At 60.6% G+C, this 26229-nt stretch carries 25 protein-coding genes; 20 read left to right on the top strand and 5 right to left on the bottom strand.

The genetic code is table 11. The features are described 5' to 3' along the window. The first annotated feature begins 11 nt into the window (after positions 1–11). From mrdA to DARO_RS00615, 3 genes are read left to right on the top strand one after another with little or no spacing between them, the layout of a single operon-like run. Positions 12–1922 (top strand): penicillin-binding protein 2, encoded by a 1911-nt coding sequence (mrdA, locus tag DARO_RS00625; protein WP_011285882.1) that lies wholly within the window; start codon positions 12–14, stop codon positions 1920–1922. Further along, positions 1919–3031 carry a rod shape-determining protein RodA gene (rodA, locus tag DARO_RS00620; RefSeq protein ID WP_011285881.1) on the top strand — a complete coding sequence of 371 codons (1113 nt, stop codon included), beginning with the start codon at positions 1919–1921 and terminating at the stop codon, positions 3029–3031. Before mrdA ends, rodA begins: the two co-directional genes overlap by 4 nt. Beyond that, positions 3028–4029, top strand: coding sequence for a septal ring lytic transglycosylase RlpA family protein (locus tag DARO_RS00615; RefSeq protein ID WP_011285880.1), 1002 nt, complete (start codon positions 3028–3030; stop codon positions 4027–4029). The genes rodA and DARO_RS00615 overlap by 4 nt, the downstream gene beginning before the upstream one ends. A 3-nt stretch (positions 4030–4032) precedes the next feature. Here DARO_RS00615 and DARO_RS00610 read toward each other — a convergent pair whose 3' ends face one another. Then, a complete protein-coding gene (locus DARO_RS00610) occupies positions 4033–4923 on the bottom strand; it encodes a response regulator (RefSeq protein WP_011285879.1) in 891 nt (296 codons plus the stop codon). Between the two features lie 214 nt (positions 4924–5137). Here DARO_RS00610 and ubiU point away from each other — a divergent pair, with 214 nt between their 5' ends. The 3 genes from ubiU to ubiT are packed head-to-tail and all read left to right on the top strand — an operon-like array spanning position 5138 to position 7533. Beyond that, positions 5138–6145 carry a ubiquinone anaerobic biosynthesis protein UbiU gene (ubiU, locus tag DARO_RS00605; RefSeq protein ID WP_011285878.1) on the top strand — a complete coding sequence of 336 codons (1008 nt, stop codon included), beginning with the start codon at positions 5138–5140 and terminating at the stop codon, positions 6143–6145. Positions 6146–6158: 13 nt separating this feature from the next. Beyond that, on the top strand, positions 6159–7061 hold the full coding sequence (locus DARO_RS00600; protein ID WP_011285877.1) for a U32 family peptidase: 903 nt from the start codon (positions 6159–6161) through the stop codon (positions 7059–7061). Between the two features lie 16 nt (positions 7062–7077). Further along, a complete protein-coding gene (ubiT, locus tag DARO_RS00595) occupies positions 7078–7533 on the top strand; it encodes a ubiquinone anaerobic biosynthesis accessory factor UbiT (RefSeq protein ID WP_011285876.1) in 456 nt (151 codons plus the stop codon). On the opposite strand, the gene DARO_RS21425 is transcribed toward ubiT, so the two are convergent. The 4 genes from DARO_RS21425 to DARO_RS00570 all read right to left on the bottom strand — a co-directional run bounded on the left by DARO_RS21425 (position 7530) and on the right by DARO_RS00570 (position 12276). Then, positions 7530–8777 (bottom strand): SpoIIE family protein phosphatase, encoded by a 1248-nt coding sequence (locus tag DARO_RS21425; RefSeq protein WP_011285875.1) that lies wholly within the window; start codon positions 8775–8777, stop codon positions 7530–7532. The genes ubiT and DARO_RS21425 overlap by 4 nt on opposite strands. A 141-nt stretch (positions 8778–8918) precedes the next feature. Then, positions 8919–9203, bottom strand: coding sequence for a hypothetical protein (locus DARO_RS00580; protein ID WP_049758352.1), 285 nt, complete (start codon positions 9201–9203; stop codon positions 8919–8921). A 180-nt stretch (positions 9204–9383) separates the two neighbouring features. Continuing rightward, positions 9384–11219 (bottom strand): class I poly(R)-hydroxyalkanoic acid synthase, encoded by a 1836-nt coding sequence (locus DARO_RS00575; RefSeq protein WP_011285873.1) that lies wholly within the window; start codon positions 11217–11219, stop codon positions 9384–9386. 31 nt (positions 11220–11250) lie between these two features. Further along, positions 11251–12276, bottom strand: coding sequence for an MBL fold metallo-hydrolase (locus DARO_RS00570; RefSeq protein ID WP_011285872.1), 1026 nt, complete (start codon positions 12274–12276; stop codon positions 11251–11253). Positions 12277–12375: 99 nt separating this feature from the next. On the opposite strand from DARO_RS00570, the gene DARO_RS00565 reads away from it, so the two are divergent. The 14 genes from DARO_RS00565 (at position 12376) to DARO_RS00500 (ending at position 26203) form a co-directional block, all read left to right on the top strand. Next, a complete protein-coding gene (locus DARO_RS00565) occupies positions 12376–12768 on the top strand; it encodes a MerR family transcriptional regulator (protein ID WP_011285871.1) in 393 nt (130 codons plus the stop codon). A 68-nt stretch (positions 12769–12836) separates the two neighbouring features. Further along, entirely contained in the window at positions 12837–13283 is a 447-nt protein-coding gene (locus DARO_RS00560) for a PaaI family thioesterase (RefSeq protein ID WP_011285870.1), read from the top strand. A gap of 34 nt (positions 13284–13317) precedes the next feature. Then, on the top strand, positions 13318–14490 hold the full coding sequence (locus tag DARO_RS00555; RefSeq protein ID WP_011285869.1) for an isovaleryl-CoA dehydrogenase: 1173 nt from the start codon (positions 13318–13320) through the stop codon (positions 14488–14490). A gap of 53 nt (positions 14491–14543) precedes the next feature. Beyond that, positions 14544–15692 carry a carbonate dehydratase gene (gene can, locus DARO_RS00550; protein WP_041224602.1) on the top strand — a complete coding sequence of 383 codons (1149 nt, stop codon included), beginning with the start codon at positions 14544–14546 and terminating at the stop codon, positions 15690–15692. Positions 15693–15720: 28 nt separating this feature from the next. Beyond that, positions 15721–16911: an acetyl-CoA C-acyltransferase gene (locus tag DARO_RS00545; protein WP_011285867.1), complete on the top strand. Its 1191-nt coding sequence runs from the start codon at positions 15721–15723 to the stop codon at positions 16909–16911. Beyond that, positions 16912–17826 carry a DMT family transporter gene (locus DARO_RS00540; RefSeq protein ID WP_011285866.1) on the top strand — a complete coding sequence of 305 codons (915 nt, stop codon included), beginning with the start codon at positions 16912–16914 and terminating at the stop codon, positions 17824–17826. Further along, positions 17823–18959 carry an acyl-CoA dehydrogenase gene (locus tag DARO_RS00535; RefSeq protein ID WP_011285865.1) on the top strand — a complete coding sequence of 379 codons (1137 nt, stop codon included), beginning with the start codon at positions 17823–17825 and terminating at the stop codon, positions 18957–18959. The genes DARO_RS00540 and DARO_RS00535 overlap by 4 nt, the downstream gene beginning before the upstream one ends. Before the next feature lie 75 nt (positions 18960–19034). Beyond that, on the top strand, positions 19035–19856 hold the full coding sequence (locus DARO_RS00530) for an NYN domain-containing protein (protein ID WP_011285864.1): 822 nt from the start codon (positions 19035–19037) through the stop codon (positions 19854–19856). A gap of 32 nt (positions 19857–19888) precedes the next feature. Next, on the top strand, positions 19889–20494 hold the full coding sequence (locus tag DARO_RS00525) for a 2-hydroxychromene-2-carboxylate isomerase (protein ID WP_011285863.1): 606 nt from the start codon (positions 19889–19891) through the stop codon (positions 20492–20494). A 22-nt stretch (positions 20495–20516) separates the two neighbouring features. Continuing rightward, the gene (locus DARO_RS00520; protein ID WP_011285862.1) at positions 20517–21116 is read left to right on the top strand and encodes a TIGR00730 family Rossman fold protein; all 600 of its coding nucleotides are present in this window, start codon (positions 20517–20519) and stop codon (positions 21114–21116) included. Between the two features lie 56 nt (positions 21117–21172). After that, positions 21173–22780 (top strand): carboxyl transferase domain-containing protein, encoded by a 1608-nt coding sequence (locus DARO_RS00515; RefSeq protein WP_011285861.1) that lies wholly within the window; start codon positions 21173–21175, stop codon positions 22778–22780. A gap of 3 nt (positions 22781–22783) precedes the next feature. Further along, the gene (locus tag DARO_RS00510; protein ID WP_011285860.1) at positions 22784–23401 is read left to right on the top strand and encodes an FMN-binding negative transcriptional regulator; all 618 of its coding nucleotides are present in this window, start codon (positions 22784–22786) and stop codon (positions 23399–23401) included. 12 nt (positions 23402–23413) lie between these two features. Next, entirely contained in the window at positions 23414–24199 is a 786-nt protein-coding gene (locus tag DARO_RS00505) for an enoyl-CoA hydratase/isomerase family protein (RefSeq protein WP_011285859.1), read from the top strand. Between the two features lie 3 nt (positions 24200–24202). Then, a complete protein-coding gene (locus DARO_RS00500) occupies positions 24203–26203 on the top strand; it encodes an acetyl-CoA carboxylase biotin carboxylase subunit (protein ID WP_011285858.1) in 2001 nt (666 codons plus the stop codon). Positions 26204–26229 lie beyond the last annotated feature (26 nt).

Here is a 26229-nt window from a genome sequence, read left to right as displayed (position 1 = left end):
GCAGGCTGCACGTGGGTGATTTCAATAATCCGGAAGCCGATCTCGACCGTTTTCGGTTTCGGATCGGTTTTGCGGCGGTAACCGTCCTGCTGGCCTTTGGCGTGCTGATTGGCCGCTTCGTCTGGCTACAGGTCATCCAGCACGATTTTTACCAGACCCGCGCCGAAGACAACCGTATTGCGCTGATCCCCATTGTGCCCAACCGTGGCGTCATCACCGACCGCAACGGTGTAGTGCTGGCCCACAACTATTCAGCCTTCACACTGGAAATCACGCCATCCCAAGCCGGTGACCTCGAGGCAACCATTGATTCGTTGGCAGAAGTCATCGATATCCAGCCCAAGGACCGCAAGCGCTTCAAGCGCCTGCTCGACGAAGCCAAGAATTTCGAATCGATCCCCATCCGCACCCGCCTGACCGATGGCGAAGTCGCCAAGTTTGCGGCACACCGCTATCGTTTCCCCGGTGTCGAGGTCAAAGCCCGACTGTTCCGGCAATACCCGTTGGCCAACATCGCCTCGCACGCCATTGGCTACATTGGGCGAATCACCGAACGCGACCTGAAATGGATCGAGGAGTCGGAAAAGCAGGCCAATTACAAGGGCACCGATCACGTCGGCAAGACAGGCCTCGAACAGCATTACGAATTTGAACTGCACGGCGAGACCGGCTACGAGGAAGTCGAAATCGATGCCGGTGGCCGGGCCCTGCGCAGCCTGAAACGAATTCCCCCGGTTTCCGGCAATAACCTGGCACTGACGCTCGATGCCAAATTGCAGGAAATCACCGAGCTAGCCTTCGGCGAGCGCAAAGGCTCTCTTGTGGCCATCGACCCGTCAACCGGCGGCATTCTCGCGCTCGTCTCCAATCCGACCTACGACCCCAACCTGTTCGTCGACGGTATTACACCGGACAACTGGAAGGAACTGAACGAGCACCCCAGCAAGCCAATGGTCAATCGAGCGATCAACGGAGCCTATCCGCCAGGCTCGACTTTCAAGCCCTTCCTTGCACTGGCTGCGCTGGAAATGGGCAAGCGCACGCCGAATCAAACAATCAACGACCCCGGCTATTTCAACTTCGGCAATCACCAGTTCCGCGACGACAAGAAGGGCGGCCACGGGAGCGTGGACATGTACAAATCCATCGTCCATTCCTGCGACACCTACTATTACATGCTGGCCAACGACATGGGGATCGACAACATCGCCAAGTTCATGGGCTCGCTCGGCCTCGGCCAGCGCACCGGCGTCGATCTCGGCAAGGATGATTCCGGTGAATCCAAAGGCGTCCTGCCCTCGCAGGAGTGGAAGAAGCAACGTTTCAAAAAGCCTGAACAGCAGAGATGGTATGCCGGCGAGACGATCTCGATCGGCATCGGCCAAGGCTACAACGCTTACACGCCGATCCAGCTGGCCCAGGCCACCGCGACTATCGCCAATAATGGCGTAATGTTCCGGCCGCACCTGGTGCATTACATCATAGACACCAAGACGGGCGAAAAGCGGCAGGTCGAACCAAAGCCGATCCGCGACCTCAATCTCAGGCCGCAGAATATCGATGTCATCCGCCGCGCCATGGTTGGCGTAAACAAGGAAGGCACGGGCGCCCGGGCCTTTGCCGGCGCACCTTACGAATCAGCCGGCAAGACCGGCACCGCGCAGGTCTTCTCGCTAAAGGGTGCCCAGTACAAAGAAGGCGGCATGAAAAAAGAACTGCGCGACCACGCGCTGTTCATCGCCTATGCCCCGGCCGACAAACCGAAAATCGCCTTGGCTGTACTGGTTGAGAACGGCGGCTTCGGCGCCCAGTCAGCCGCGCCTATCGCCCGCATGGTCATTGACTACTATCTGCTCGGCAAGTTGCCGGGCGGTGCCGCCAAAGATGACCCAGCCGCCATCGAAGAGGATAGCGAGGAATGATCGACATCGTTGGCACCCTCCGCCGCAGTTGGCAGCAGTTGATCGCCCACATCGATTTTCCGCTGCTCTTCATCACGCTGACCATCATGGCGGTCGGCCTCGCCACCGTCTATTCCGCGACCTTCGACGGCAACCAGCGAGTGCTCTCCCAGTTGGGCAACATGGGCGTGGCCATGACCATCATGTGGTTCGTTTCCCGACTACCGCCCCAGAAACTGATGCGCTTTGCCATTCCGCTCTACGTCCTGGGCGTTGTGCTGCTTGTCGCCGTCTTCCTGTTCGGGATCAAGGTCAATGGCGCCAAGCGCTGGCTACCACTTGGCTTCACACGCATCCAGCCATCCGAGATCATGAAGATCGCCATGCCGCTGATGCTGGCCTGGTATTTCCAGAAATATGAAGCAACCCTCAGGTTCAAGCACTACATTGGCGCAGGTCTTTTGCTGCTCATCCCTTTTGCCCTGATCGCCAAGCAACCCGACCTCGGCACGGCCTTACTCGTCGGTGCTGCCGGCTTCTACGTGATCTTCTTTGCCGGCCTGCCATGGAAGGTCATCGCCGGCCTGGTCATCGCCGCCGGGTCTGCCGCTCCCCTGATCTGGAGCATGATGCACGACTATCAACGTAAACGCATCCTGACCCTACTCGACCCGACCACCGACCCACTGGGTGCTGGCTATCACATCATCCAGGCCACCATCGCCATCGGTTCGGGCGGCGCCATTGGCAAAGGCTACTTGAATGGTACGCAGACGCATCTCGAATTCATCCCGGAAAAGCATACCGACTTCATCTTCGCCGTCTATTCCGAGGAATGGGGGCTGATCGGCAACGCGACGCTGGTTTTCCTCTACACCCTGCTCATCGGCCGCGGCCTGATCATCGCCTCGGCGGCCCCGACGCTATTCACACGCCTTCTGGCCGGCGCCATCACCCTTGGCTTCTTTACCTACGCCTTTATCAACATGGGCATGGTCAGCGGCATCCTGCCCGTCGTCGGTGTCCCGCTGCCCTTCATGAGCTACGGTGGCACGGCTTTGGTTACACTCTTCCTTGGCATTGGGATTCTGATGTCGATCCATACCCACCGGATGCTGGTCAAGAAATGAGTCGTTTTGTCGCCCCGTTGAGTCTTGCGCTGCTGCTTGCCGCCTGTGGCGGCCCCAGTCCGATTCGCGACACAACGGTTGACGGGCAAAAAGGATCTGTTTCAAAGTCGCCGACGCCGACCAGGAAGCCGACAGCCGTCCTCAAACGGGGTGGTGGTTTCTACAAGGATGACGGCCCGGCGGAAGACATTCCGGACGGCCTCGATGACATTCCCGACGCCGAACCGAAGTGGGAACCACTGCACAAGCCGGCGACCAAGCCCTATGTCGTGCTTGGCAAGGAATATGTTCCGAACACCACCGTCAAGCCCTACAAGGCACGCGGTATCGCCAGCTGGTATGGCAAGAAGTTCCATGGCCAGAAAACCTCGATCGGCGAACCTTATGACATGTTCGCGATGACCGCCGCCCACCCCTCGCTGGCCCTGCCGTCCTACGTGCGGGTAACCAGCGTACAGAGCGGCAAATCAGTGGTCGTCCGCATTACCGACCGCGGCCCTTTTCATGCCGACCGTGTCATCGACCTTTCCTACACTGCCGCCTACAAACTTGGATTGATCAACGGCGGCAGCGGCCAGGTCGAAGTCGAAGCGATTATTCCAGGCGACCTGGCCGGCACGACCTATGCCCAGACCACATCACCGCCCCGCGTCACCAGTACCACGAACGGGGACGATATCGAACAGCTGGCCAAACGCATGGCGCTCGAAGAACGGCCGGTCCAAACCGCAGTAATGGCTGGCATGAGTGGCGATACGGGCATACAAAAAGGGATTTATCTGCAGCTTGGCGCCTTCTCAAATGTCGAGAACGCCGAAAATCTGAAAAATCACCTGCTGCGCGAACTCGACTGGCTGACCGAAACGATGCGCGTCAATCCAGGCAGCGGCATACATCGCCTGCATCTCGGCCCTTATGCCAACCGCGGTGACGCTGACCGGGTGGCCGAAAAAATCAGCGCCGTACTAGGCTTCCGACCAACCGTCATTACCCGTTAAACGTCAGCAATTGACCTTGGCAACGACGATGTTGCCGCGCCCCTGGTAGTCGAGCGCCGAGAAACTCATCATCTTGGCCATGGCAATACCTCGACCGTTCGGGTCGAAGGCACGATCCGGGTCGAAGCTCAGGAATTTGTTCCATTCAAACCCATCGCCCTGATCGGTAATGGTAAACGCGACACTGTCGGCATTACGCTCGACCCTGACCGTGGCAAAACGATCACGGAACTGTGGCAGGGCAAGGCGACGTCTGATTTCCTCCTCCCAGTCCCCCTCCCACTTCAGCAGTGACTTTTCCTGATAGGTCACCCCCAGATTGCCGTGCTCGACCGCATTGACCATCAAATCGGACAAACCGGGTGCAGCGACATCCGGCACCGGGCACATGCTGGCCAGCACCGGAACCAGGCAACTGACATCCTCCAGCGTCACAAAGCGGTATTCGACACTCTGAATCAGCTTCTGGGTCTCTTCCAGACGAGCTGCACGGGTGCGTAGCTGACTGCGTCCCCGCCTATCCTCCATGGCGGCCCGGACGATGGAAATCAGCGCTTCGGGCTCGTAAGGCTTGGTCAAATAATAGTATGCCCCCGCCTCCAGACCTTCCCGAACCTGATCGGGAGAAGAAGCGGCCGTCTGCATGATGACCGGAATGTCGGCAAAGCGAGCTTCCCGCTTCATCCGGCGCAACAATTCCATGCCATCCAGTTCGGGCATCATCCGGTCGAGCACGACCAAGGAGAAATCACTGTCCGCTGCACTCAGGCTGGCCCAAGCCTCAAGCGGATTGCTGTGCATTTCCAGTTCGATGTCTTCCTGCTCGAGAAACTCCTCGATGATGAAGAGATTCAATTGCTCATCATCAACAACGAGGACACGTTCCTTGTTCATTCCTCAACCTTTCTCAATGGCCAGACACACGACTGGCGGGGCGCTTTTGGCGAAAGAGCAGTAAAACATGCCCCTCACTGTGGCCGATTACTGGCCACAATAATACCGTAATGAAGGCCAATGTAGCCTGGCACGAGCGATGGCTTTGACTAGGATCAATGGCGTTCCTGCAACGCTGGCTATACTCCGGCACTTGCTATTCAGGATGCCTCCCATGAGCTCCTTGCCCGATCTCGTTTGTCCGGCCGGCAGCCTGCCGGCACTCAAAGCCGCCGTCGATAACGGCGCCGACACTGTCTACCTCGGCTACAAAAACGACACCAATGCGCGCAACTTCGCTGGCCTGAACTTCGACACCAAGACCATGGCCGAAGGCATACGCTACGCCCATGCCAAGGGTCGCGAAGTACTGATGGCGATCAACACCTTCCCGCAGACCGGCCGGGTCGCCGATTGGCACAAGGCCGTCGACGGTGCCGTTGACCAGGGCGTGGACGCCATCATCCTGGCCGACATCGGCCTGCTCGACTACGCCCGCCAGCGCCATCCGCAACAGCGCCTGCATCTTTCCGTGCAGGGCTCGGCGACCAGCTACGAAGCGATCAACTTCTGCCAGCGTGAATTCGGCATTCGTCGCGCCGTATTGCCGCGCGTGCTGACGCTGGCCCAGGTCGAACATGTGATCAAGAACACCACAGTCGAAATCGAAGTCTTCGGCTTCGGCAGCCTGTGCGTGATGAATGAAGGCCGCTGCTGGCTGTCTTCCTACGCCTGCGGTGAATCCCCCAATACCGTCGGCGCCTGCTCGCCGGCCAAGTACGTCAAATGGGACAAGAAGCCGGGCACCATGGAAACCCGTCTCAACGGTGTCCTGATCGACCGTTTCGGCGACGACGAGCCAGCCGGCTACCCAACGCTGTGCAAAGGTCGCTTCGACGTGCAGGGAGACACCTATTACGCGCTGGAAGAACCGACCAGCCTGAACGTGCTGGAAATACTGCCGGACATCATCAAGATCGGGGTCAAGGCCATCAAGGTTGAAGGCCGGCAGCGTAGCCCGACTTATGTTGCACAAGTCACCCGTACGCTGCGTGCCGCGCTCGATTCGCTCCGCGATGGCAGCGAACGCTTCCACGTAAAACCAGCCTGGCAGGCGGAGCTGTCCAAGGTTTCCGAAGGCAGCCAGGCGACGCTCGGCGCCTACAGCCGGCCATGGCGCTAAAGGACAAAGCAGCATGAAACTTTCGCTTGGCCCCCTGCTCTATTTCTGGCCCAAGGGCGAGGTCATGGAGTTCTACGCCGAGATGGCTCAGAACCCCGCGCTCGACATCATCTACGTTGGCGAAGTGGTCTGCTCGCGTCGCCAGCAATTGCGCACCACTGACTGGATCGGCCTGGCCCGCGACCTGACCGATGCCGGCAAGCAGGTCGTCGTCTCGGCACAAGCCCTGCTCGAATCGGAAAGCGACCTCAAGGCCCTGCGCCGGCTGATCGACGACGCAGGCTGCTGGCTCGAAGCCAATGACCTTGGCGCCGTCAACCTCGTGCACGGCCAGGATTTCGTGGCCGGCCCGCATCTGAATATCTACAACGAGGCAACGCTGGCTTCCTTCGCCCGCTTTGGCCTGAAGCGCTGGGTGCCGCCACTGGAAGGCTCACGGAGCATGATCGAGGCGCTACACCGGAAAAAGCCGGCCGATGTCGAGACCGAGGTTTTCGCCTTCGGCAAGATTCCGCTCGCCTTCTCGGCCCGCTGCTTCACCGCCCGCCATTACGACCTGAACAAGGACGACTGCCAGTTCAAATGCCTTGATCATGCCGAAGGTTTGACGCTGAAAACCCGCGAAGGGCAAGATTTCCTGACCATCAACGGCATTCAGACCATGTCGGCGCAGAGTTACAATCTGCTGCACGAAATGCCAGAAATGCTGAAGATGGGTATCGACATCGTGCGCATCAGCCCGCAGAAGCAACACATCAACGAAATCATCGCGGCCTTCGATGCTGCCCGACTTGGCGAGGCGGTGCAGGTCGACAGTCGGGACTGGAGTACCAGCGGCCTGGTGGACGGCTACTGGTTTGGCGATGCCGGCATCGTCCAGCGCCATACGCAGGCCCTTGCCCAGTTGGGCGCATGAAACACGGAGCATGAACATGACCGGCAACTTCACCATTCCAAAATTCAAGCTGCCTGACTTCGTTGCCAACCTCGGCCAGAAGCTGCCGCAATGGCCCCACGCGCTGGTACTGGTGGGCGGCTTGAACGCAGCACTGAAAATGAAGTTGCTACCGGAAAGCGAGTTGGCGCTGCTGGAGGACAAGCTGTTCCGCGTTCGTGTGCTGGATACTGGCGGCGAAGCCTCCTATACCTACCGGGATGGCCTGTTCCGCCCGGTTTTCCGTCCTGAGCGCGAACCCGACCTGGCCTTTGCGGCCAATCTGTCGGCCTACCTGCAGTTGCTGGCCCGTCAGGAAGACCCGGATACGTTGTTCTTCAACCGCGAACTGGAGATCACTGGCGATACGGAGCTCGGACTGATCATCAAGAACATGCTGGATGCCGTGGAGTGGCCGAAGTTTTCAAGCCGGCTGCCACTCCTTCGCCACTAGTCACTTCCTGCCGGACAGTCGATGACCAGCATCGACATGTCGTCATGGGCGTTACTGCCCTTCAAATGCTGCTGCAAGGCCTGTTGCAATGCATCGGTCAATTCAACACCGGGTAGCCGCTGCTCGACGACCCGTATCAATTGCTTGTCACCAAAAGCGACGTCATCTGAGTTACAGGCCTCGACAATGCCATCCGAGACCAGCAGCAGCTGGCAGGCGTGAATCCAGTTGAAGCGCTCGATACCCTGAACACCGTCACTGGTCTTGACGATACCCAATGGCAAATTGCTCGACGCGATGCGCCGCTCCAGCCGACCGGCGCGGTCGAACATCAACACATCCGGCACCCCACCCACCCATATTTCCCCTTCTTTGGCAGCTTCGTCCAAAGTGACGAAGGCAGCGGCGACGAAGCGGCCGAGCGGCAAGGAATTGGCCAGCAGAAAATTGATCGACTCGATCAGCGTACTCAGCGGTGATGACAGTTCGACCAGACGATAAAATTCCTGGACCATAGGCAGGACGCTGACCGCAGCCGAAAGGCCATGGCCGGTCGCATCGGCCAGGATGGCGTACATGCGGCCGGATGGTGAGCGAGCAGCAAGGACCATGTCCCCCGAAAAATTGCTGGCAGGAATGACCGAATACTTGACCCCGGCCTGTTGCATCAGATCGCCACGAATCTGGTGGTCAAGAATACGTCGCGCCAGTTCCGTCTCGCGTTCCTGTTCGTCGAAATGGGCCTTCAGGATGCTGGCCTGCTCCTGCACCTTGATCTGGGCAATATGTCTTTCAGTGGTATCGCGCAGGGTCTCGACGACAGCAATCAGTTTGCCGGACTCGTCAAACACCGGCCCGGCATCAATTGCCAGATAAAGGTGCTGACGACGACGCGGCATCCAGCACCAATTCTCGGCATGCACGCCAAACGACGGGTGGCTCGGGTCGTCGGACGCAGTATATAGATCGGAAATCTGCTCAAGGCTGGAAGTGGCGAGCAGATCGGCCAGACAGGGCCTGGGCTCTTCATAGAAAGCGCGCCAGTGGTTACGTGTGCCAAGCACCTCCGCAGCGGGAATATCGGTCAGGCGCTCACAAGCCCGGTTCCAGATCAGTACATTTTGATCCGCATCGAGCACGAAGGTGGGAACCACCAAGTGTTCCATCAGCGTAATCGCAAATGAAATAGGGTTTTCGTTGTGCGCAAGCGCCTTGCTGATCTGGGAAACGATTTCTTCGGACATAAAACTCTCCCCACCTGGCGCCTATGGCCAACTATTTCGAAGAGAGCATACCCCAATGCCGTCCAATTCTGATTCCCGTGGCGCAGCGAAGCCTTTTCCGCTCACGGACGGAATCCCCGGGGCAAATAAGCAGAAACCCGCTTACTCCCCACCGATCGGCACGATACTAAGGACTTCCTCCAACTCGATCGGTGTCGCTAAGCCCTGCAATTCACCAATGCTGCGAGGACCAAGAAATACGGCCACACCAGGCAGTAAATCTCCACCCGACGACATCAGATAATCACGTATCGCCGGAAATTCATGGCCAACAGCGGCAAGAACCTCACCGACGGTGTCGCCACTGGCGGTAATTTCATCATGACCACCGGAAAAACTGCGGAGTGCCAACGGAATATGAACGGAAACAACGGGAGAGTCGAACATGGCAGGTCTCCTTTCTGTCTGTGTCCGTAAGACAGACGGAGTCAGGCATGGTTCAGGAAACGGGGTGACAGGAATCGGCCGATCCAGCGTATCCGTCGTTCCCCTAAAAAAACAGTCAATTCGTTCGTCAAATAAAAAAGGAGGCCGTAGCCTCCCTTTCTCCTTCAAGCAGAATCGCCTTTAGGCTTTCTTCTGGGTATCCAGACGGAACTTGACGTAAGAACCCGGTGCATCTTCGATGACCGCCAGCTTGCCGTCTTCCGGCTTGCGGGCCTTGACCTTGGCCGAGCCACCCGGCAGGCTGGTAACCCACTGATTCCAATGGGTCCACCACGAACCGGCGTTCTGCGTGGCACCGGCCAGGAAGTCTTCCGGGCTTTCCGGCAGGTTGCCATCGGTGGCGTCATTGGTCCAGAAACCGTACTTGTTGGCGGCCGGCGGATTGACGATACCGGCGATGTGGCCGGAACCACCCAGCACGAACTTGGTCGGGCCGGACGGCAGGCGGGCGCCCATGTAGGTGCTCTTCCACGGTGCGATGTGGTCTTCGATCGTGGAGATGAAGTAGCACGGCGTCTTGACCTTGCTGATGTCGATCTTGACGCCGCCCAGCGTGATGCCGCCCGGTTCCTTGAGCAGGTTGCCGAGGTACATGTTGCGCAGGTAGAAGCTGTGCATCGCGGCCGGCATGCGGGTGGAGTCGGAGTTCCAGTAGAGCAGGTCGAACGGGAACGGATCCTTGCCCATCAGGTAGTTGTTGACCACGAAGGACCAGATCAGGTCGTTGGCACGCAGCATGTTGAAGGTGCCGGCCATTTCCGAACCTTCGAGGAAGCCGCGTTCGGCCATCTTCTTTTCCAGACCGGCGACGGCGCCTTCATCGAGGAAGATGCCCAGTTCGCCCGGCTCGGAGAAATCGAGCATGGTGGTGAAGAAGGTGGCAGAAGCAGCACGCTTGTCCTTCTTGGCAGCCATGTAGGCCAGCGTGGTCATGGTCAGCGTGCCGCCCAGGCAGTAGCCGGCCAGATTGACGCTGTCTTCGCCGGTGTGGGCGCAGACCTGGTTGATGGCTTCCAGCGAACCTTCGAGCAGGTAGTTCTCGAAGGACTTCTTGGCCAGCTTTTCGTCCGGGTTGATCCAGGACATGATGAAGGTGGTGTGACCTTGGTCGGTCGCCCACTTGACCATGGAATTCTTCTCGCGCAGGTCGAGGATGTAGTACTTGTTGATCCACGGCGGGACGATCAGGAAGGGCTTCTTGTTCTGATCCGGGGTCGTCGGGTTGTACTGGATCAGCTGGAACAGTTCGTTCTGGAAGATCACCTTACCCGGCGTCGTGGCAACGTTCTTGCCCATTTCGAAGGCCGAGGTGTCGGTCATCCGGATGCGCAGCTGGCCATCGCCGGATTCGACGTCGTGCAGCAGGTTGTTCAGGCCCTTGATCAGGTTCTGGCCGTGGCTCTTGACGGTTTCGCGGAAGACTTCCGGATTGGTCAGGGCAAAATTGGACGGCGACAGCGCATCGATGTACTGGCGGGTGAAGAAGTTGACCTTCTGCTGGGTCGCTTCATCCAGACCTTCGGTACCGGCGACGGTGTCATGCAGGTGACGGGCGGTGATCAGGTAGGATTGCTTGACGAAGTCGAACAGGAAATGCTGTTCCCAGTCTTCGTCCCTGAAACGATTATCACCCTTTTTCGGGGCAGCGACGGGGCCAGAACCAGGCACGCCCATCATCTTCATCATGGAGCCCTGCCACAGGGAGAAGTAATCCCACATCATGTTCATCTGGGTCTGGGCCAGCTTGTACGGATTGGCCATCAGACGGGCGGAAAGGTCCATGAAGGCTTTGGCAACGCCCAACTCGTCGGCCGGCGCGTCAACGCCGTCCTTTGCCTTCTTTTCCATGAACTGGGTGATCAGCCGGGAGGCGCGCTGGGCGACTTCGGCATAGGTCTTAGCAATTTCGGCCGGGTTCGGCAGATTCATGCTCTGGTCTTCGGTTTGCTGCGACATCTTCAAACTCCCTCTGTCAGTGCGCGGCGGGTCAATACCGCAACCGCGAATAGCGAATTACCCCATCGGCGTCCATGCTACGCGACAACCGACCAGCTTGTTCAAGGTAGTTCAGATGGGCGATCGCTTCGCCCATCGCGAACATGGTTTGGTGTGTGTCGAGCGCCCGATTGAACAGGACATCCAGCAACTCGGCGGCGCTCTGTGGCGCTTGTTCACAGCTATTTTCCAGTGCTTGCAGTCGCTCTTCGTGATGCGCATGCAATGCCTGAACCCTCTCTTGCACCCCGGTGAAGGGCAACCCGTGCGAAGGCAGCACGAGCGTCTCTGCCGGAATATCTCTCGCCATTTCGTCCAGCGAATCCAGATACCAACGCAAAGCATCAGCTTCCGGGGTCGCCGCGAAAACGCTGACGTTAGTCGAAATTCTTGGCAATAGCATGTCGCCCGAAATTAACACGCCGAGTTCGGCGCAGTAAAGTGCCAAATGTTCGGGGGCATGACCATGACCAATTAGAATTTGCCATTTTTTACCATCAATGCGCACGATGCCCCCGGCCATCAGCCGATGGTAATACTCCGGCAAGGCTGGCACCGCGCGCCGATAGCCAGATCCGCGCTGCTCGAATTTGGCCAGATGCTCGGCATCCAAGCCATGCTGGCGGAATTGTTCGACCATGAAACGCGCCCCATGACCGCCAACTTCATGCCAGACGACATGGGCGGTCAGGAACTCCCCGGTCGTCATCGACAGCGGCGCACCGGTTTTTTCCATCAACCAGGTGGCCAGACCAAGATGATCGGGATGGAAATGGGTGACGATCAGGCGCGTCACCGGGCCATCGAGCCAGTCAAGAATCTGTGTCCACATCGCCCGAACTGCATCATCGGGAAAGCCCGTGTCGATGATCGTCCAGCCCTCGCCATCACGCAGCAGCCAGAGATTGATGTGATCGAGCTGGAAAGGCAACGGCATGCGCAGCCAGTAAACACCGGGCGCAACTTCGGTCAGCTCGCCAGCGGCGGGCGGATGGGCATGGGGAAAATGCAGGGACATGGGAAAACCCGGAAATAGGGGCAATCAACTTACCATACGGTAGCGGATTGAAAAAAGCCCCCGCTTCTGATTTACTCTGCCGCACTATCAGGAGACAAAATGAGCCAGACGGCCATCACCTTCGCTATTTCCGACCTGGCTCGGGAATTCGGCATCACGCCACGTACCATCCGCTTTTGGGAAGACCAGGGCATCCTGTCGCCGGAGCGTGAAGGCAGCAAACGCATCTTCAACCGCCGCGACCGGGCTCGCCTGAAGATGGCCCTGCGCGGCAAGCGTCTCGGCCTGTCGCTGGCCGAGATCAAGGATTTGATCGGCATGTACGCGTCGACCGAGGACGAAACGCCCCAATTGCTCGAATGCCTGCGCGTCATGGAAAAGCGCCGCGCCGCACTGGAACAGCAACGCGAGGACATCGAAGCGATGCTGGCCGAAATCAGCCAGTTCGAAAACCAGTGTCAAAAGGAACTGGCTCGCCGCAGTGGCAGCTGATAATTTTTGACGAGCCAGTTGACGTTAACGTAAACGTAAATACAATCCGCAACAGGAGGATTTTCCCAATGAGCATCCACGCCCACGATCCCGATTTCGCCGAACGCGTCCACGCCAGCTTCGCCAAGCAGCACGCCATGGACCTGATCCAGGCCACGCTGCCGGTGGTGGAACCGGGGCGCACGGAAATCCACCTGCCGCACTGGACCGGTGTCGAGCAGCAACACGGCTTCGTGCATGGCGGCGTGGTCGGCATGATCGCCGACTCGGCGGCGGGCTATGCGGCAATGACCCTGGTTTCGGCCAGCGCTTCGGTGCTGACGGTCGAATACAAGATGAACCTGGTCGCCCCGGCCGATGGCGAGAAGCTGATCGCCCGCGGCAAGGTGGTGCGCCCCGGCCGCACGCTGGTCGTCACGCAGGCGGAGGTTTTCGCGGTGAAAGACGGCAAGGAAACGCTTTGTGCGCTGATGCAGCAGACCATCATGGTCATGCATGGCAAAACCGAAAAGTAGTTCAAAAAATAAACCTGGAACGGAGACAAACCACATGAATATTCCCAGCCTCGACTTCGGCCTCGGCGAAGACATCAACCTGCTGCGCGATGCGGTGAAGGCCTTTGCCGATGCAGAAATCGCGCCGCGCGCCGCGGAAATCGACCGCGCTAACGAATTCCCGGCCGACCTCTGGAAGAAATTCGGCGATATGGGCCTGCTCGGCATGACGGCCGGCGAAGAGTACGGTGGCACCAACATGGGCTACCTGGCCCACATCGTGGCGCTGGAGGAAATCTCCCGCGCCTCGGCCTCGGTCGGTCTGTCCTACGGCGCCCACTCGAATCTGTGCGTTAACCAGATCCGCCGCAACGGCACCGAAGCCCAGCGCCAGAAATACCTGCCCAAGCTGATCTCCGGCGAACATGTCGGCGCCTTGGCCATGTCCGAACCAAATGCCGGCTCCGACGTCGTCTCGATGAAGCTGAAGGCCGAGAAGAAGGGCGACCGTTACGTCCTGAACGGTTCCAAGATGTGGATTACCAACGGCGGCGATGCCGACACACTGGTCGTCTACGCCAAGACCGACCTCAACGCCGGGGCCAAGGGCATGACTGCCTTCATCGTCGAAAAGGGCATGAAAGGCTTCACCCACGGCACGCACCTCGACAAGCTGGGCATGCGCGGCTCCAACACCTTCCCGTTGTTCTTCGACGATTGCGAAGTGCCGGAAGAAAACGTGCTGGGCGGTGTCGGCAACGGCACCAAGGTGCTGATGTCCGGCCTCGACTACGAACGTGCGGTCCTCTGCGGAGGCCCGCTCGGCATCATGGCCGCCTGCATGGACGTCGTCGTACCTTACCTGCACGAGCGCAAGCAGTTCGGCCAGGCGATCGGCGAATTCCAGCTGATGCAGGGCAAGGTCGCCGACCTCTATTCGACCTGGCAGGCTACCCGCGCCTACGTCTATGCCGTCGGCCGGGCCTGTGATGCGACGGACCATTCCCGCACCCTGCGCAAGGATGCCGCCGGCGCCATTCTCTACTCGGCTGAAAAGGCAACCTGGATGGCCGGCGAAGCGATCCAGACGCTGGGTGGCGTCGGCTACACCAACGAGTATCCAACCGGCCGCTTGTGGCGAGATGCCAAGCTCTATGAGATCGGGGCAGGCACCTCGGAAATCCGTAGAATGCTGATTGGTCGCGAACTCTTCGCTGAAACCGCATAACACGCTCCTGCCGGCGCTCCGGACAGGAGCGCCGCAACATGGAGCTAAACAGCATGACCGTTACCCTACGCACCCTCACCGCCAACGATAGCGAAGCCCTGGAGCAGGTTCGCCAGTACTTCCGCAACTATGCGGCCTGGCTGGGCGTCGACCTGTCGTACCAGAACTTCGATCAGGAAATGGCCTCGCTGCCCGGCACCTATGTCGCACCGCAGGGCCGCCTGTTCTTTGCCGAGGTTGATGGTCGCCCGGCCGGCTGTGTCGGCGTTCGCCCGCTGCCGGACAGCGATGGTGTCTGCGAAATGAAGCGCCTCTATGTCGATCCGGCCGAACGCGGCCACGGGATCGGTGCCGCGCTGGCGCTGGCCGCGATCAAGGCGGCCAAGGAAATCGGTTTCCGCAAGCTGATGATCGACACCCTGCCCAACATGCGTATGGCCGTGAAGCTCTACCGCGAACTGGGCTTCACCGAAGCACCGAACTATTACCAGACGCCAGTCGAAGGCACGATGTTCCTCGCCCTCGATCTGGAAAACTGGTCGGAAGAGGAAATCCGCAGCGAAAACCTGTCGCACCTGTTCGACTTCAACCGCGCCTGGGCCCGCCAGATGCAGGAAGTTGACCCAACCTACTTCGACCGCCTGTCCCACCTGCAGACACCGGAATTCCTGTGGATCGGCTGCTCCGATTCGCGCGTCCCGGCCAACCAGATCGTCGGCCTGCTACCGGGCGAGGTCTTCGTCCATCGCAACGTTGCCAATGTCGTCGTCCATACCGACCTCAACTGCCTGTCGGTCATCCAGTACGCAGTCGATGTGCTGAAGGTCAAGCACATCATGGTCGTCGGCCATTACGGCTGCGGCGGCGTCGGCGCAGCATTGCAACGGGACCGGGTCGGCATCGTCGACCTCTGGCTGCGTCACGTTCATGACGTGCATAACAAGCATCTGGCCAACGTCAACAGCCTGCCGGAAGCGCAACGCCACGACCGCCTTTGCGAGCTGAACGTACTGGAGCAGGTGGTCAATGTCTGCCACAACCCGGTCGTCCAGGATGCCTGGAGCCGCGGCCAGCAACTGACCGTCCACGGCTGGGTTTACGGCCTGAAGGACGGCCTGATCCACGACCTCGGCATCACGATCGATTGCCCACAGGATTTGCCTTCCCGCTACGACGCCGCACTCAAAGCGTTGGACGCCTAGTTACAACAACCACTCAGGAGAAATCAGCATGAATGACCCGATCGTTATCGTTTCCGCCGCCCGTACCGCCATGGGCGCCTTTCAGGGCGGCTTTGCCGGCCTGACCGCCGCCAATCTCGGCGCCGTGGCCATCAAGGCCGCTGTCGAGCGCGCCGGCATCGACGCCAACCTGATCGAAGAAGTGCTGATGGGCTGCGTGCTGCAAGCCGGCCAGGGCCAGGCTCCGGCCCGCCAGTCCGCGCTGCAGGCCGGCCTGCCCCTCTCCGCCGGTTGCGCCACCATCCACAAGGTTTGCGGCTCAGCCATGAAGGCGACCATGCTCGGCCACGACGGCATCCTGGCCGGTTCCTACGGTGCGGCCGTGGTGGGCGGCATGGAGTCGATGACCAATGCCCCCTACCTGCTGCCCAAGGCCCGCGGTGGTTACCGCCTCGGCCACGGCCAGCTGATGGACCACATGTTCCTCGATGGCCTGGAAGATTCTTACGGCAAGGAAACCCGCGGCCGCCTGATGGGCACCTTTGCCGAAGAATGCGCTGCCAGCTACGGCTTCACCCGTGAAGCGCAGGACGAATTTGCTGTCCGCTCGACCACCCGTGCCATCGAAGCCAGCAACAACGGCAGCTTCGCCTGGGAAATCGCCCCGACCACCGTCGCCGGCCGCAAAGGCGACGTCGTGATCGACAAGGACGAAGGCCCGTTTGCCGTCAATGTCGAAAAAATCCCGACCCTGAAGCCGGCTTTCAAGAAAGATGGCACGGTCACCGCCGCCAACTCCTCGTCGATTTCCGACGGCGCCGCCGCGATGGTCCTGATGCGCGCCTCGCAAGCCGCCAAGCTCGGCCTGCAACCGATTGCCCGCATCGTCGGCCATACGACGCATGCCGGTACGCCCGCCCTGTTCCCGTCGGCCCCGGTCGGCGCCATGCAGAAGCTGTTCGCCAAGACCGGCTGGACCGCTGAGTCGGTCGATCTGTATGAAATCAACGAAGCCTTCGCCGTCGTCACCATGGCCTCGCTGCATGACCTCAAGCTCGACCCGGCCAAGGTCAACATCCACGGTGGCGCCTGCGCGCTGGGCCACCCGATCGGCGCCTCCGGTGCCCGCATCGTCGTCACGCTGTTGGGCGCCCTGAAGAAGTACGGCAAGAAGCGCGGCGTGGCCAGCCTGTGCATCGGCGGTGGCGAAGCAACGGCTCTCGCGGTGGAAATGCTGTAATTGCCGCAAAAGGCCCTTTCGCTCACTTACGCCAAACTGGTCGCTGCGATGTTCATGTGGGGAGGCACCTGGATCGCCGGGCGCATCATCGCGCAGGAGCTATCGGCGCCGCTGGCTGTTGCCTCGATTCGCTTCGTGGTGACGGCGCTGGCGCTGGCCGGTTTCGCGCTACTCACGGGTAAAGGCGCTCCGGCGCCGAAAACTACCCGTGAGTGGGGCGTGGTGAGCGGTTTGGGCTTTTTCGGCATCTTCCTTTACGGCCTGTGCTTCTTCTTCGGCCTGCAGCACATCACGGCCGGACGCGGCGCGCTGGTCGTGGCGCTCAACCCGGTCGTCATCGTGCTGGCCGCCTGGCTGTTCGGGCATGAACGGATGAACCGGCGCAAGGCGCTGGGTAGCGCCATTGCCCTGGCCGGCTGCCTGACGGTGATCGGCAATGGCAATCCGCTGGCGCTGGTCGAAGGCACGGTCGGCATTGGCGAGTGGCTGATCGTCGGTTGCGTGATGAGCTGGACGGCCTACACCTTCATCGGCCGGATGGCGACCAGGACGCTGTCACCGCTGGCCACGACGCTCTACGCCAGCCTGATCGGCGCCCTGCTGCTCGGCCTCGCCGCCCTGGTCCAGGGCGATATCGCGCCGGCCAGCTGGTCATGGCGGGTGTGGACCGGCCTGTTTTTCCTCGCTATTTTCGGCACGGCCATCGCCTACACCTGGTTCACCGAAGCGGTGCACACGCTGGGCGCGGGGCATGCCTCGGTATTCATCAATCTGGTCCCCGTCTTTGCCGTGCTGCAGGCGGCGCTGCTGCTCGACGAGCGCCTTGGCCTGCCCGTGCTGTTCGGCGGCCTGCTGGTCATCGCCGGTGTCTGGCTGACCACGAAACAAAAGATTTCTTTGGAGATAAGCAAATGATTCTGACCCAAGAACAAGAAATGATCCGTGACTCGATGCGCGCCTTCGCGCAGGAGCGCCTCGCCCCCTTCGCCGCCGAATGGGACAAGAACCATACCTTTCCGGCCGAGGCCCTGAAGGAACTCGGCGAACTGGGCGCCATGGGCATGGTTGTGCCCGAGGAATGGGGCGGTGCCGGCATGGATTACATGTCGCTGGTGCTGACGCTGGAAGAAATCGCGGCTGGCGACGGCGCCACCTCGACCATCGTCTCGGTCCAGAATTCGCTGGCCTGCGGCATTACTGCCAAGTACGGCACCGACGCGCAGAAGGAAGAATGGCTGAAGCCGCTGGCCCGTGGCGAAAAACTGGGCTGTTTCTGCCTGACCGAGCCGCATACCGGCTCCGACGCCGCCGCGATCACCACGCGCGCCGACCGCGATGGCGACCATTTCGTGCTGAATGGCGTCAAGCAGTTCATCACCACTGGCAAGTACGCCCACATGGCCATCGTCTTTGCCGTCACCGACAAGGCCGCGGGCAAAAAGGGCATCTCCTGCTTCCTGATCCCGACCGATACCAAGGGCTTCATCGTCGGTCGCACCGAGGACAAGATGGGCCAGCACGCCTCCGACACCGTACAGATCATTTTTGAAGACTGTCGTGTGCCGGCTTCCGCCCTGCTCGGCAAGGAAGGCGAAGGCTACAAGATCGCCCTGTCCAATCTCGAAGCCGGCCGCATCGGCATCGCTTCGCAAAGCATCGGCATGGCCCGCGCCGCCTTCGAAGCAGCGGTGCGTTACGCCAAGGAACGGGTCACCTTCGGCGTGCCGATCATCGAGCACCAGGCCGTCAATTTCCGTTTGGCCGACATGAACACCTTGCTCGACGCGGCCCGCCTGATGGTCTGGCGCGCCGCCATGCTCAAGGATGCCGGCAAGCCCTGCCTGAAGGAAGCCTCGATGGCCAAGATGTTCGCCTCCGAAGCTGCCGAGAAGATCGCCTCCGACGCCATCCAGATCCACGGCGGCGTCGGCTACACCAGCGATTTCCCGGTCGAACGCATCTATCGTGATGTCCGCATCTGCCAGATCTATGAGGGCGCCAACGACATCCAGCGGCTGGTCATTGGCCGCAGCATCGCCAGCGAGTAACAAATTTGGGCGCTGGAGAATGGGCTCAGCACCCAATCTCCAGCGCTAGCACCTTCAGAAAATTCCGGAGAGCCAATGGCCAAATACGAAACAAACGATACCTCGCCCCGCCGACTCGCTGTATTAATCGATGCAGACAACGCGCAAGCTACCGTTATCGAAGGCTTATTGGCTGAGGTCGCCCGTTTTGGTGAGGCGACGGTTAAACGTATATATGGCGACTTCACTTCGCCTAGCAGTTCCCAATGGAAGAAGGTTCTGAACCAGCATGCGATCAAGCCAGTTCAGCAATTTGCCTATACAACAGGGAAAAATGCGACGGATAGCACGATGATTATCGATGCGATGGATTTGCTATATACGCGCCGATTCGATGGTTTTTGTCTTGTATCAAGCGATAGTGATTTTACCGGACTCGCACTGCGTATCCGCGAAGAAGGGCTGACTGTCCTGGGTTTTGGTGAGGAGAAAACCCCTGATGCTTTCCGCAACGCGTGCCACAAATTCATTTTCACCGAAATATTACGCCCACTTCCTGCTGTCGAGACCGTAGAGTCTTCAAGGCCAGCAGCCATCGAAAAACTCGACCCGCAAATCCCCCACCCACCATCGACTCCGGTCAAAAACAGTGCGGCCAAGAAGCCACTGCCTATCCAGTTCGTCGTACAGGCACTTGATCAGGCTGAAGATGATGATGGCTGGGCCAATTTGGGCGCTTTCGGCAGCTACCTGACAAAGCTGCAACCGGATTTCGATCCGCGACTATATGGCTTCAAAAAATTGAGCGATTTGGTTAAGTCCAAACCACACGTCTTCACGGTTGAAGAACGCCCCGTTGCCGGAAGCAACATCAAGGTTGTCTACGTTCGTCGAACACCAAGCAAATCAGGTCACTGATCCCAACAAAACAAACACTGTGAGACAAAGATATGTCAGAACCTATTGATTTCTACTTCGATTTTTCCAGCCCCTACGGCTACCTGATGAGCGAGAAGATCGATGCCGTGGCAGCAAAGCATGGCCGCAAGGTGCGCTGGCATCCTGTACTGCTCGGCGTGATTTTCCAGGCCACCGGCTCCCGCCCCCCGGCTGACGGTGTCAGCAGCAAGAGCACCTACATGTTCCACGATTTCCACCGCTCGGCCCGCCACATGGGCATCCCCTACAACCCGCCGAGCCGCTTCCCGCTGCCGACGCAGAACGCCGCCCGCGCCTACTACTGGCTGCACGGCCAGGACTGCGCGCTGGCCCGTCAGTTTGCCCACGCCGTCTATCGTGGCTTCTTCGTCGACGACCTCGATGTGTCCTCGCCGGACACCGTGCTCGACATTGCAGCCAAGCTCGGCATCGACCGTGCCCAACTGGCTACCGCGCTGCAGGCGCCCGAGATCAAGGCCCGCCTCAAGGACGAATGCGACAAGGCACTGGCCGCCGGCGTCTTCGGTTCGCCGCACGTGATCATCGACGGCGAAGCCTTCTTCGGCGCCGACCGTCTGCCGCAGATCGAACACTGGCTGGAAACAGGCGGTTTTTAAGCGGCAATTGTCCGAGACAACCATGAAACGAATCTGCGTCTTCTGTGGCTCCAACGCCGGCCACAACCCGCTCTACCGTACCGAGGCGGAAAAGCTCGGCCGCTTGCTGGCCGCGCGCGGCATCGAACTGGTCTATGGCGCCGGCAACATCGGCCTGATGGGCGCGGTGGCGGATGCCTGCCTGGAAGCCGGCGGCACGGTCATCGGCATCATTCCGGAAGCCCTGATGGGCAAGGAAGTGGCCGGGCGCGCTGTCGATCACCGGGCGCTGACGCGGATCGAAGTCGTCGATTCGATGCACACGCGCAAGGCCCGGATGGCCGAGTTGTCCGATGGCTTCATCGCCCTGCCCGGCGGCTTCGGCACCTTCGAGGAATTCTGCGAAATCCTGACCTGGGGCCAGCTCGGCTTCCACGTCAAGCCGATGGGCCTGCTCAACGTCAATGGCTTCTACGACCCGCTGCTCGGCCTGTTCGACCACGCGGTGCAGGAAGGCTTCCTGCGCGCCCAGAACCGGGCGATGGCGTTGGCCGATACCGATATCGAACACCTGCTCGACGCGATGGCCGCCTACCAGCCGGAGCCAGTCAGCAAATGGCTCAAAGAGGAAAAGCAGTTGTAGCGCTTTTCAGGAATTCAGAAATTCAGGCAAACGGAAACAAATAAAAGCGAGGAGACATGACCGTACTGAAAACCCAACTCAACCCGCGCTCAGCCGATTTTCAGGCCAACGCGGACGCCATGCGGACGGTGGTTGCCGACCTGCATGAAAAGGTCGACAAGATCGCCCTCGGTGGTCCGGAAGCTGCCCGCCAAAAACACCTGGCGCGCGGCAAGTTGCTGCCCCGCGAACGGGTCAGCGGCCTGCTCGATCCCGGCACGCCCTTCCTCGAAATCGGCCAGTTCGCTGCCTACGGCATGTACGGTGGCGATGTGCCGGCCGCCTCGGTGATCGCCGGCATTGGCCGCGTGCATGGGGTCGAATGCATGGTCGTCGCCAACGATGCGACCGTGAAGGGTGGCACCTACTATCCGCTGACGGTGAAAAAGCACTTGCGGGCGCAGGAAATTGCGCTCGAAAACCACCTGCCCTGCGTCTATCTGGTCGATTCCGGCGGTGCCTTCCTGCCGATGCAGGACGAGGTCTTCCCGGACAAGGAGCACTTCGGCCGCATCTTCTTCAACCAGGCCAATTTGTCGGCCAAGGGCATCCCGCAGATCGCCGCAGTGATGGGTTCCTGCACCGCCGGTGGCGCCTACGTGCCGGCCATGTGCGACGAGTCGATCATCGTCAAGAACCAGGGCACGATCTTTTTGGGCGGCCCGCCGCTAGTGAAGGCTGCGACCGGCGAAGTAGTGTCGGCCGAAGACCTCGGCGGCGCTGACGTGCATACGCGCATTTCCGGCGTCGTCGACCATCTGGCCGAGAACGATGCCCATGCGCTGGCCATCGCCCGCCGCATCATCAAGGACCTGAACTGGAAGAAGCAGCCACCAGTCACCCTGACCGCACCGGCCGAGCCGCTCTATTCGGCCGAGGAACTGTACGGCGTAATCCCGACCGACAGCAAGAAGCCTTTCGACGTGCGCGAAATCATCGGTCGCATCGTCGATGGCTCCGATTTCGACGAATTCAAGGCCCGTTACGGCACGACCTTGGTCTGCGGCTTTGCCCGCATCTACGGCTATCCGGTCGGCATCGTCGCCAACAACGGCATCCTGTTCAGCGAATCCGCCCTCAAAGGCGCGCATTTCATTGAACTCTGCGCTCAGCGCGGCATTCCGCTCGTTTTCCTGCAGAACATCACCGGTTTCATGGTTGGCCGCAAGTACGAAAATGGCGGCATCGCCCGTGACGGCGCCAAGATGGTGACGGCCGTCGCCACCGCCAAGGTGCCGAAATTCACCGTCGTCATCGGCGGCTCGTTCGGCGCCGGCAACTACGGCATGTGCGGCCGCGCCTACTCGCCGCGCTTTTTGTGGATGTGGCCGAACGCCCGCATCTCGGTGATGGGCGGCGAACAGGCGGCCGGCGTGCTGGCCACCGTCAAGCGCGACGGCATGGAAGCGACCGGCAAGACCTGGAGCGCCGAGGAAGAGGCCGCCTTCAAGGCACCGATCCGCGAACAGTACGAGACGCAGGGCCACCCCTACTACGCCTCGGCCCGCCTGTGGGACGACGGCATCATCGATCCGGCCGATACCCGCCGGGTGCTTGGCCTCGGTCTTTCCGCCTCGATGAATGCGCCAGCCGAAGAAACGAAGTTCGGCATTTTCCGGATGTAAGCGATGTACCTGCCCAAGCACTTCGCGGAAACCGACATTGGCACCCTGCACGCGCTGATGCGCGAGTATCCGCTCGCCACGCTGGTCAGTCATGGCCCGGACGGTCTGAACGCCAATCACATCCCGCTGCATCTGGATGCTGGCGCCAGCCCGAACGGAACCCTGCAAGGCCATATCGCCCGAGCCAATCCGCTGGCCAAGGCGTCGGCCGTCGACGGTGAAGTCCTGGTCATCTTCCAGGGACCCGAGGGTTATATCAGCCCTTCCGGCTACGCGACCAAGGCCGAGCACGGCAAGGTGGTGCCGACCTGGAACTACACGGCGGTCCATGCCTATGGCCAGTTGCGCCTGATCGACGATGCCGACTGGGTGCTGGCTCAGGTTTCAGCCCTGACCGCCGCCCACGAAGCCAGCCTGCCGCAGCCCTGGTCAGTCAGCGATGCGCCAGCCGATTACATCGAAAAAATGCTGGGTGCCATCGTTGGCATCGAAATCACGATTGACCGCCTGGTCGGCAAATGGAAAGTCAGCCAGAACCAGCCGGCGACCAATCAGGCCAGCCTGATCGCGGCAATGGAAGGCCAGCCGATGGCCGATCTGATCCGGCAACGACAACAATAATTGGAGCGAGACATGTTCACCGCACTAGAAATCGAACTGAACGGCCCGGTCGCCACGATCTGGATGAACCGGCCCGACCTGCACAACGCCTTTGACGAAACCCTGATCGCCGAACTGACCGCCGCCTGCGTCGCGCTGGATCAGGATGACGACGTCCGCGTCGTCGTCCTCGCCGGTCGCGGCAAGAGCTTCTCGGCCGGGGCCGACCTCAACTGGATGAAACGGGCCGCCAACAATGGTCTCGACGACAACCTGAACGATGCCCGGGCGCTGGCCAAGATGCTGCGCACGCTGGCTGAATTGAAGAAACCGACCATCGCCCGCATCCAGGGCGCCGCCCTCGGCGGCGGGATGGGACTGGCCGCCGCCTGCGACATTGCTGTCGCTTCGAGCAAAGCGGTTTTCGCTACCTCGGAGGTCAAGTTCGGCATCATCCCTTCGGCCATTTCGCCCTACGTGTTGCGCGCCATCGGCGCCCGCCAGGCAACCCGCTACTTCCAGTCGGCCGAGCGCATCGACGCTTTCCGTGCCCGTGAGCTGGGGCTGGTCCATGAAGCCGTCAGCCCGGAAGACCTGGATGCCAAGATTCAGGAAATCGTCGCCACGCTGCTGCAAGGCGGCCCGCTCGCCCAGGCTGCCGCCAAGGACCTGATCCGCGCCGTCGATAGCCGACCGATCAACGACAACCTGGTCGAGGACACCGCCCACCGCATCGCCCACCTGCGCGCCACGCCGGAAGCCCGCGAAGGCATCGCCGCCTTCCTCGACAAACGTCAGCCCAACTGGATTGGGGAATAAGCCATGTTCACCAAGATTCTGATCGCCAACCGCGGGGAAATCGCCTGCCGCGTCATCAAGACCGCCCACCGCATGGGCATCCGCACCGTCGCCGTCTATTCCGAAGCCGATGCCAATGCCCGCCACGTCCGCCTCGCTGACGAAGCTGTGCTGCTCGGCCCGGCCGCTGCCCGCGAGTCCTACCTCGTGGCCGACAAGATCATCGACGCCTGCAAGCGCACTGGTGCCCAGGCCGTGCATCCGGGTTACGGCTTCCTGTCCGAAAATGCCGACTTTGCCGATGCGCTGGCTGCCAGCGGCATCGCCTTCATCGGCCCGCCGGCTTCGGCCATCCGCGCCATGGGCTCCAAGTCAGAAGCCAAGAAACTGATGGGCAGTGCCGCCGTGCCGCTGACGCCGGGCTATCACGGCGATGATCAAACCCCCGCCCTGCTCCACAAGGAAGCCGACGCCATCGGCTACCCGGTGCTGATCAAGGCGGCCGCCGGCGGTGGCGGCAAGGGCATGCGCCTGGTCGAGAAATCGGAAGATTTCCCCGATGCGCTGGCCTCCTGCAAGCGCGAGGCGATTTCCAGCTTCGGCGACGACCATGTGCTGATCGAGAAGTACATCACCAAGCCGCGCCACATCGAAATCCAGGTCTTCGCCGACACGCTGGGTAACTGTGTTTACCTGTTTGAGCGCGACTGCTCGGTGCAGCGCCGTCACCAGAAGGTGTTGGAAGAAGCCCCAGCCCCGGGTATGCCGGAAGAACGCCGCCGCCAGATGGGCGAAGCCGCGGTCGCCGCAGCCAAGGCGGTCGGTTACGTTGGTGCCGGTACAGTCGAGTTCATTGCCAACCAGGATGGCTCGTTCTATTTCATGGAAATGAACACCCGCCTGCAGGTCGAACACCCGGTCACCGAAATGATCACCGGGCAGGATCTGGTCGAATGGCAGTTGCGCGTCGCTTCGGGCGAGCCGCTGCCGCTGCGCCAGGAACAACTGCAGATTCGCGGCCATGCGCTGGAAGCACGTATCTACGCCGAAGACGCCAGCAAGGGTTTCCTGCCCGCTACCGGCAAGCTGGTTCGCCTTGCCCCACCGGCCGAATCGCTGAATGTCCGCGTCGACACCGGCGTCGAAGAGGACGACGAGATCACGCCCTTCTACGACCCGATGATCGCCAAGCTGATCGTCTGGGACGAGCATCGCGACGCCGCGCTGGCCCGCATGCGCAAGGCGCTGGCCGACTATCAGGTGGCCGGCGTCACGACCAATATCGATTTCCTGTCTCGCCTTGTCGCCTGCCCGGCCTTCGCTGGCGCGGACCTCGATACCGGCCTGATCGAGCGCCAGAAGGAATTCCTCTTCCCCGAAACGCAAGCCGTGCCACGCGATGTGCTACTGGTCGCCACGGTCGGCGAACTGCTCTGGGAACAGCACGAGGCCAAGCAGGCCGCCAGAGCCAACGGCGATCCCTATTCCCCGTGGCATGCCCGTGACGGCTGGCGAATGAACCTGTCTTCAGCCCGCACCATCAGCTTCCGGGATGGCGAAGCGCTGGTCGACACCCAGGTCCGCTATCAGCGCGACCAGTGGCAGATCACGCTGAATGGCGAAACCACCCTGGCCCGCGGCAAGAAGCTCGACGGCGACCGCTTTGCCGTCGAATTCGACGACCGCCGCCTGATCGCCAGCGTCGTGGCTGTCGCCGACAAGCGCAGCATCTTCCTGCAAGGCACCACCTTCACGTTGCTTCGCGACGATCCGCTGCATCGCGTCGATGCCGGCGACAGCCATGGTGGCGGCCTGACCGCACCGATGCCCGGCAAGGTCGTCGCGATGCTCGCCCAGCCCGGCCAGAAGGTCGAAAAAGGCACGCCACTGCTGATCCTCGAAGCGATGAAGATGGAGCACACCATCACGGCACCGGCTGCCGGCACCGTCAAGGCCTTCTGCTACGCGGCCGGCGAACAGGTGACCGACGGCGCCGCGCTGGTCGAGTTCGAAAGCGAGGCATAATGACCCACGCTTACCGACCTCTCTCG

Source organism: Dechloromonas aromatica RCB, assembly GCF_000012425.1.
This window is presented reverse-complemented; position numbering and strand designations above follow the sequence as displayed.

Coding starts and splice junctions, on each gene's coding strand:
- DARO_RS00505 (WP_011285859.1), top strand. CDS start 23,414: ATGTTCACCGCACTAGAAATCGAACTGAACGGCCCGGTCGCCACGATC.
- ubiU (WP_011285878.1), top strand. CDS start 5,138: ATGAGCTCCTTGCCCGATCTCGTTTGTCCGGCCGGCAGCCTGCCGGCA.
- DARO_RS00545 (WP_011285867.1), top strand. CDS start 15,721: ATGAATGACCCGATCGTTATCGTTTCCGCCGCCCGTACCGCCATGGGC.
- DARO_RS00580 (WP_049758352.1), bottom strand. CDS start 9,203: ATGTTCGACTCTCCCGTTGTTTCCGTTCATATTCCGTTGGCACTCCGC.
- DARO_RS00500 (WP_011285858.1), top strand. CDS start 24,203: ATGTTCACCAAGATTCTGATCGCCAACCGCGGGGAAATCGCCTGCCGC.
- DARO_RS00555 (WP_011285869.1), top strand. CDS start 13,318: ATGAATATTCCCAGCCTCGACTTCGGCCTCGGCGAAGACATCAACCTG.
- DARO_RS00610 (WP_011285879.1), bottom strand. CDS start 4,923: ATGAACAAGGAACGTGTCCTCGTTGTTGATGATGAGCAATTGAATCTC.
- DARO_RS00575 (WP_011285873.1), bottom strand. CDS start 11,219: ATGTCGCAGCAAACCGAAGACCAGAGCATGAATCTGCCGAACCCGGCC.
- rodA (WP_011285881.1), top strand. CDS start 1,919: ATGATCGACATCGTTGGCACCCTCCGCCGCAGTTGGCAGCAGTTGATC.
- DARO_RS00600 (WP_011285877.1), top strand. CDS start 6,159: ATGAAACTTTCGCTTGGCCCCCTGCTCTATTTCTGGCCCAAGGGCGAG.
- DARO_RS00615 (WP_011285880.1), top strand. CDS start 3,028: ATGAGTCGTTTTGTCGCCCCGTTGAGTCTTGCGCTGCTGCTTGCCGCC.
- can (WP_041224602.1), top strand. CDS start 14,544: ATGACCGTTACCCTACGCACCCTCACCGCCAACGATAGCGAAGCCCTG.
- DARO_RS21425 (WP_011285875.1), bottom strand. CDS start 8,777: ATGTCCGAAGAAATCGTTTCCCAGATCAGCAAGGCGCTTGCGCACAAC.
- DARO_RS00530 (WP_011285864.1), top strand. CDS start 19,035: ATGGCCAAATACGAAACAAACGATACCTCGCCCCGCCGACTCGCTGTA.
- DARO_RS00565 (WP_011285871.1), top strand. CDS start 12,376: ATGAGCCAGACGGCCATCACCTTCGCTATTTCCGACCTGGCTCGGGAA.
- DARO_RS00510 (WP_011285860.1), top strand. CDS start 22,784: ATGTACCTGCCCAAGCACTTCGCGGAAACCGACATTGGCACCCTGCAC.
- DARO_RS00520 (WP_011285862.1), top strand. CDS start 20,517: ATGAAACGAATCTGCGTCTTCTGTGGCTCCAACGCCGGCCACAACCCG.
- DARO_RS00570 (WP_011285872.1), bottom strand. CDS start 12,276: ATGTCCCTGCATTTTCCCCATGCCCATCCGCCCGCCGCTGGCGAGCTG.
- DARO_RS00515 (WP_011285861.1), top strand. CDS start 21,173: ATGACCGTACTGAAAACCCAACTCAACCCGCGCTCAGCCGATTTTCAG.
- ubiT (WP_011285876.1), top strand. CDS start 7,078: ATGACCGGCAACTTCACCATTCCAAAATTCAAGCTGCCTGACTTCGTT.
- DARO_RS00560 (WP_011285870.1), top strand. CDS start 12,837: ATGAGCATCCACGCCCACGATCCCGATTTCGCCGAACGCGTCCACGCC.
- DARO_RS00535 (WP_011285865.1), top strand. CDS start 17,823: ATGATTCTGACCCAAGAACAAGAAATGATCCGTGACTCGATGCGCGCC.
- DARO_RS00525 (WP_011285863.1), top strand. CDS start 19,889: ATGTCAGAACCTATTGATTTCTACTTCGATTTTTCCAGCCCCTACGGC.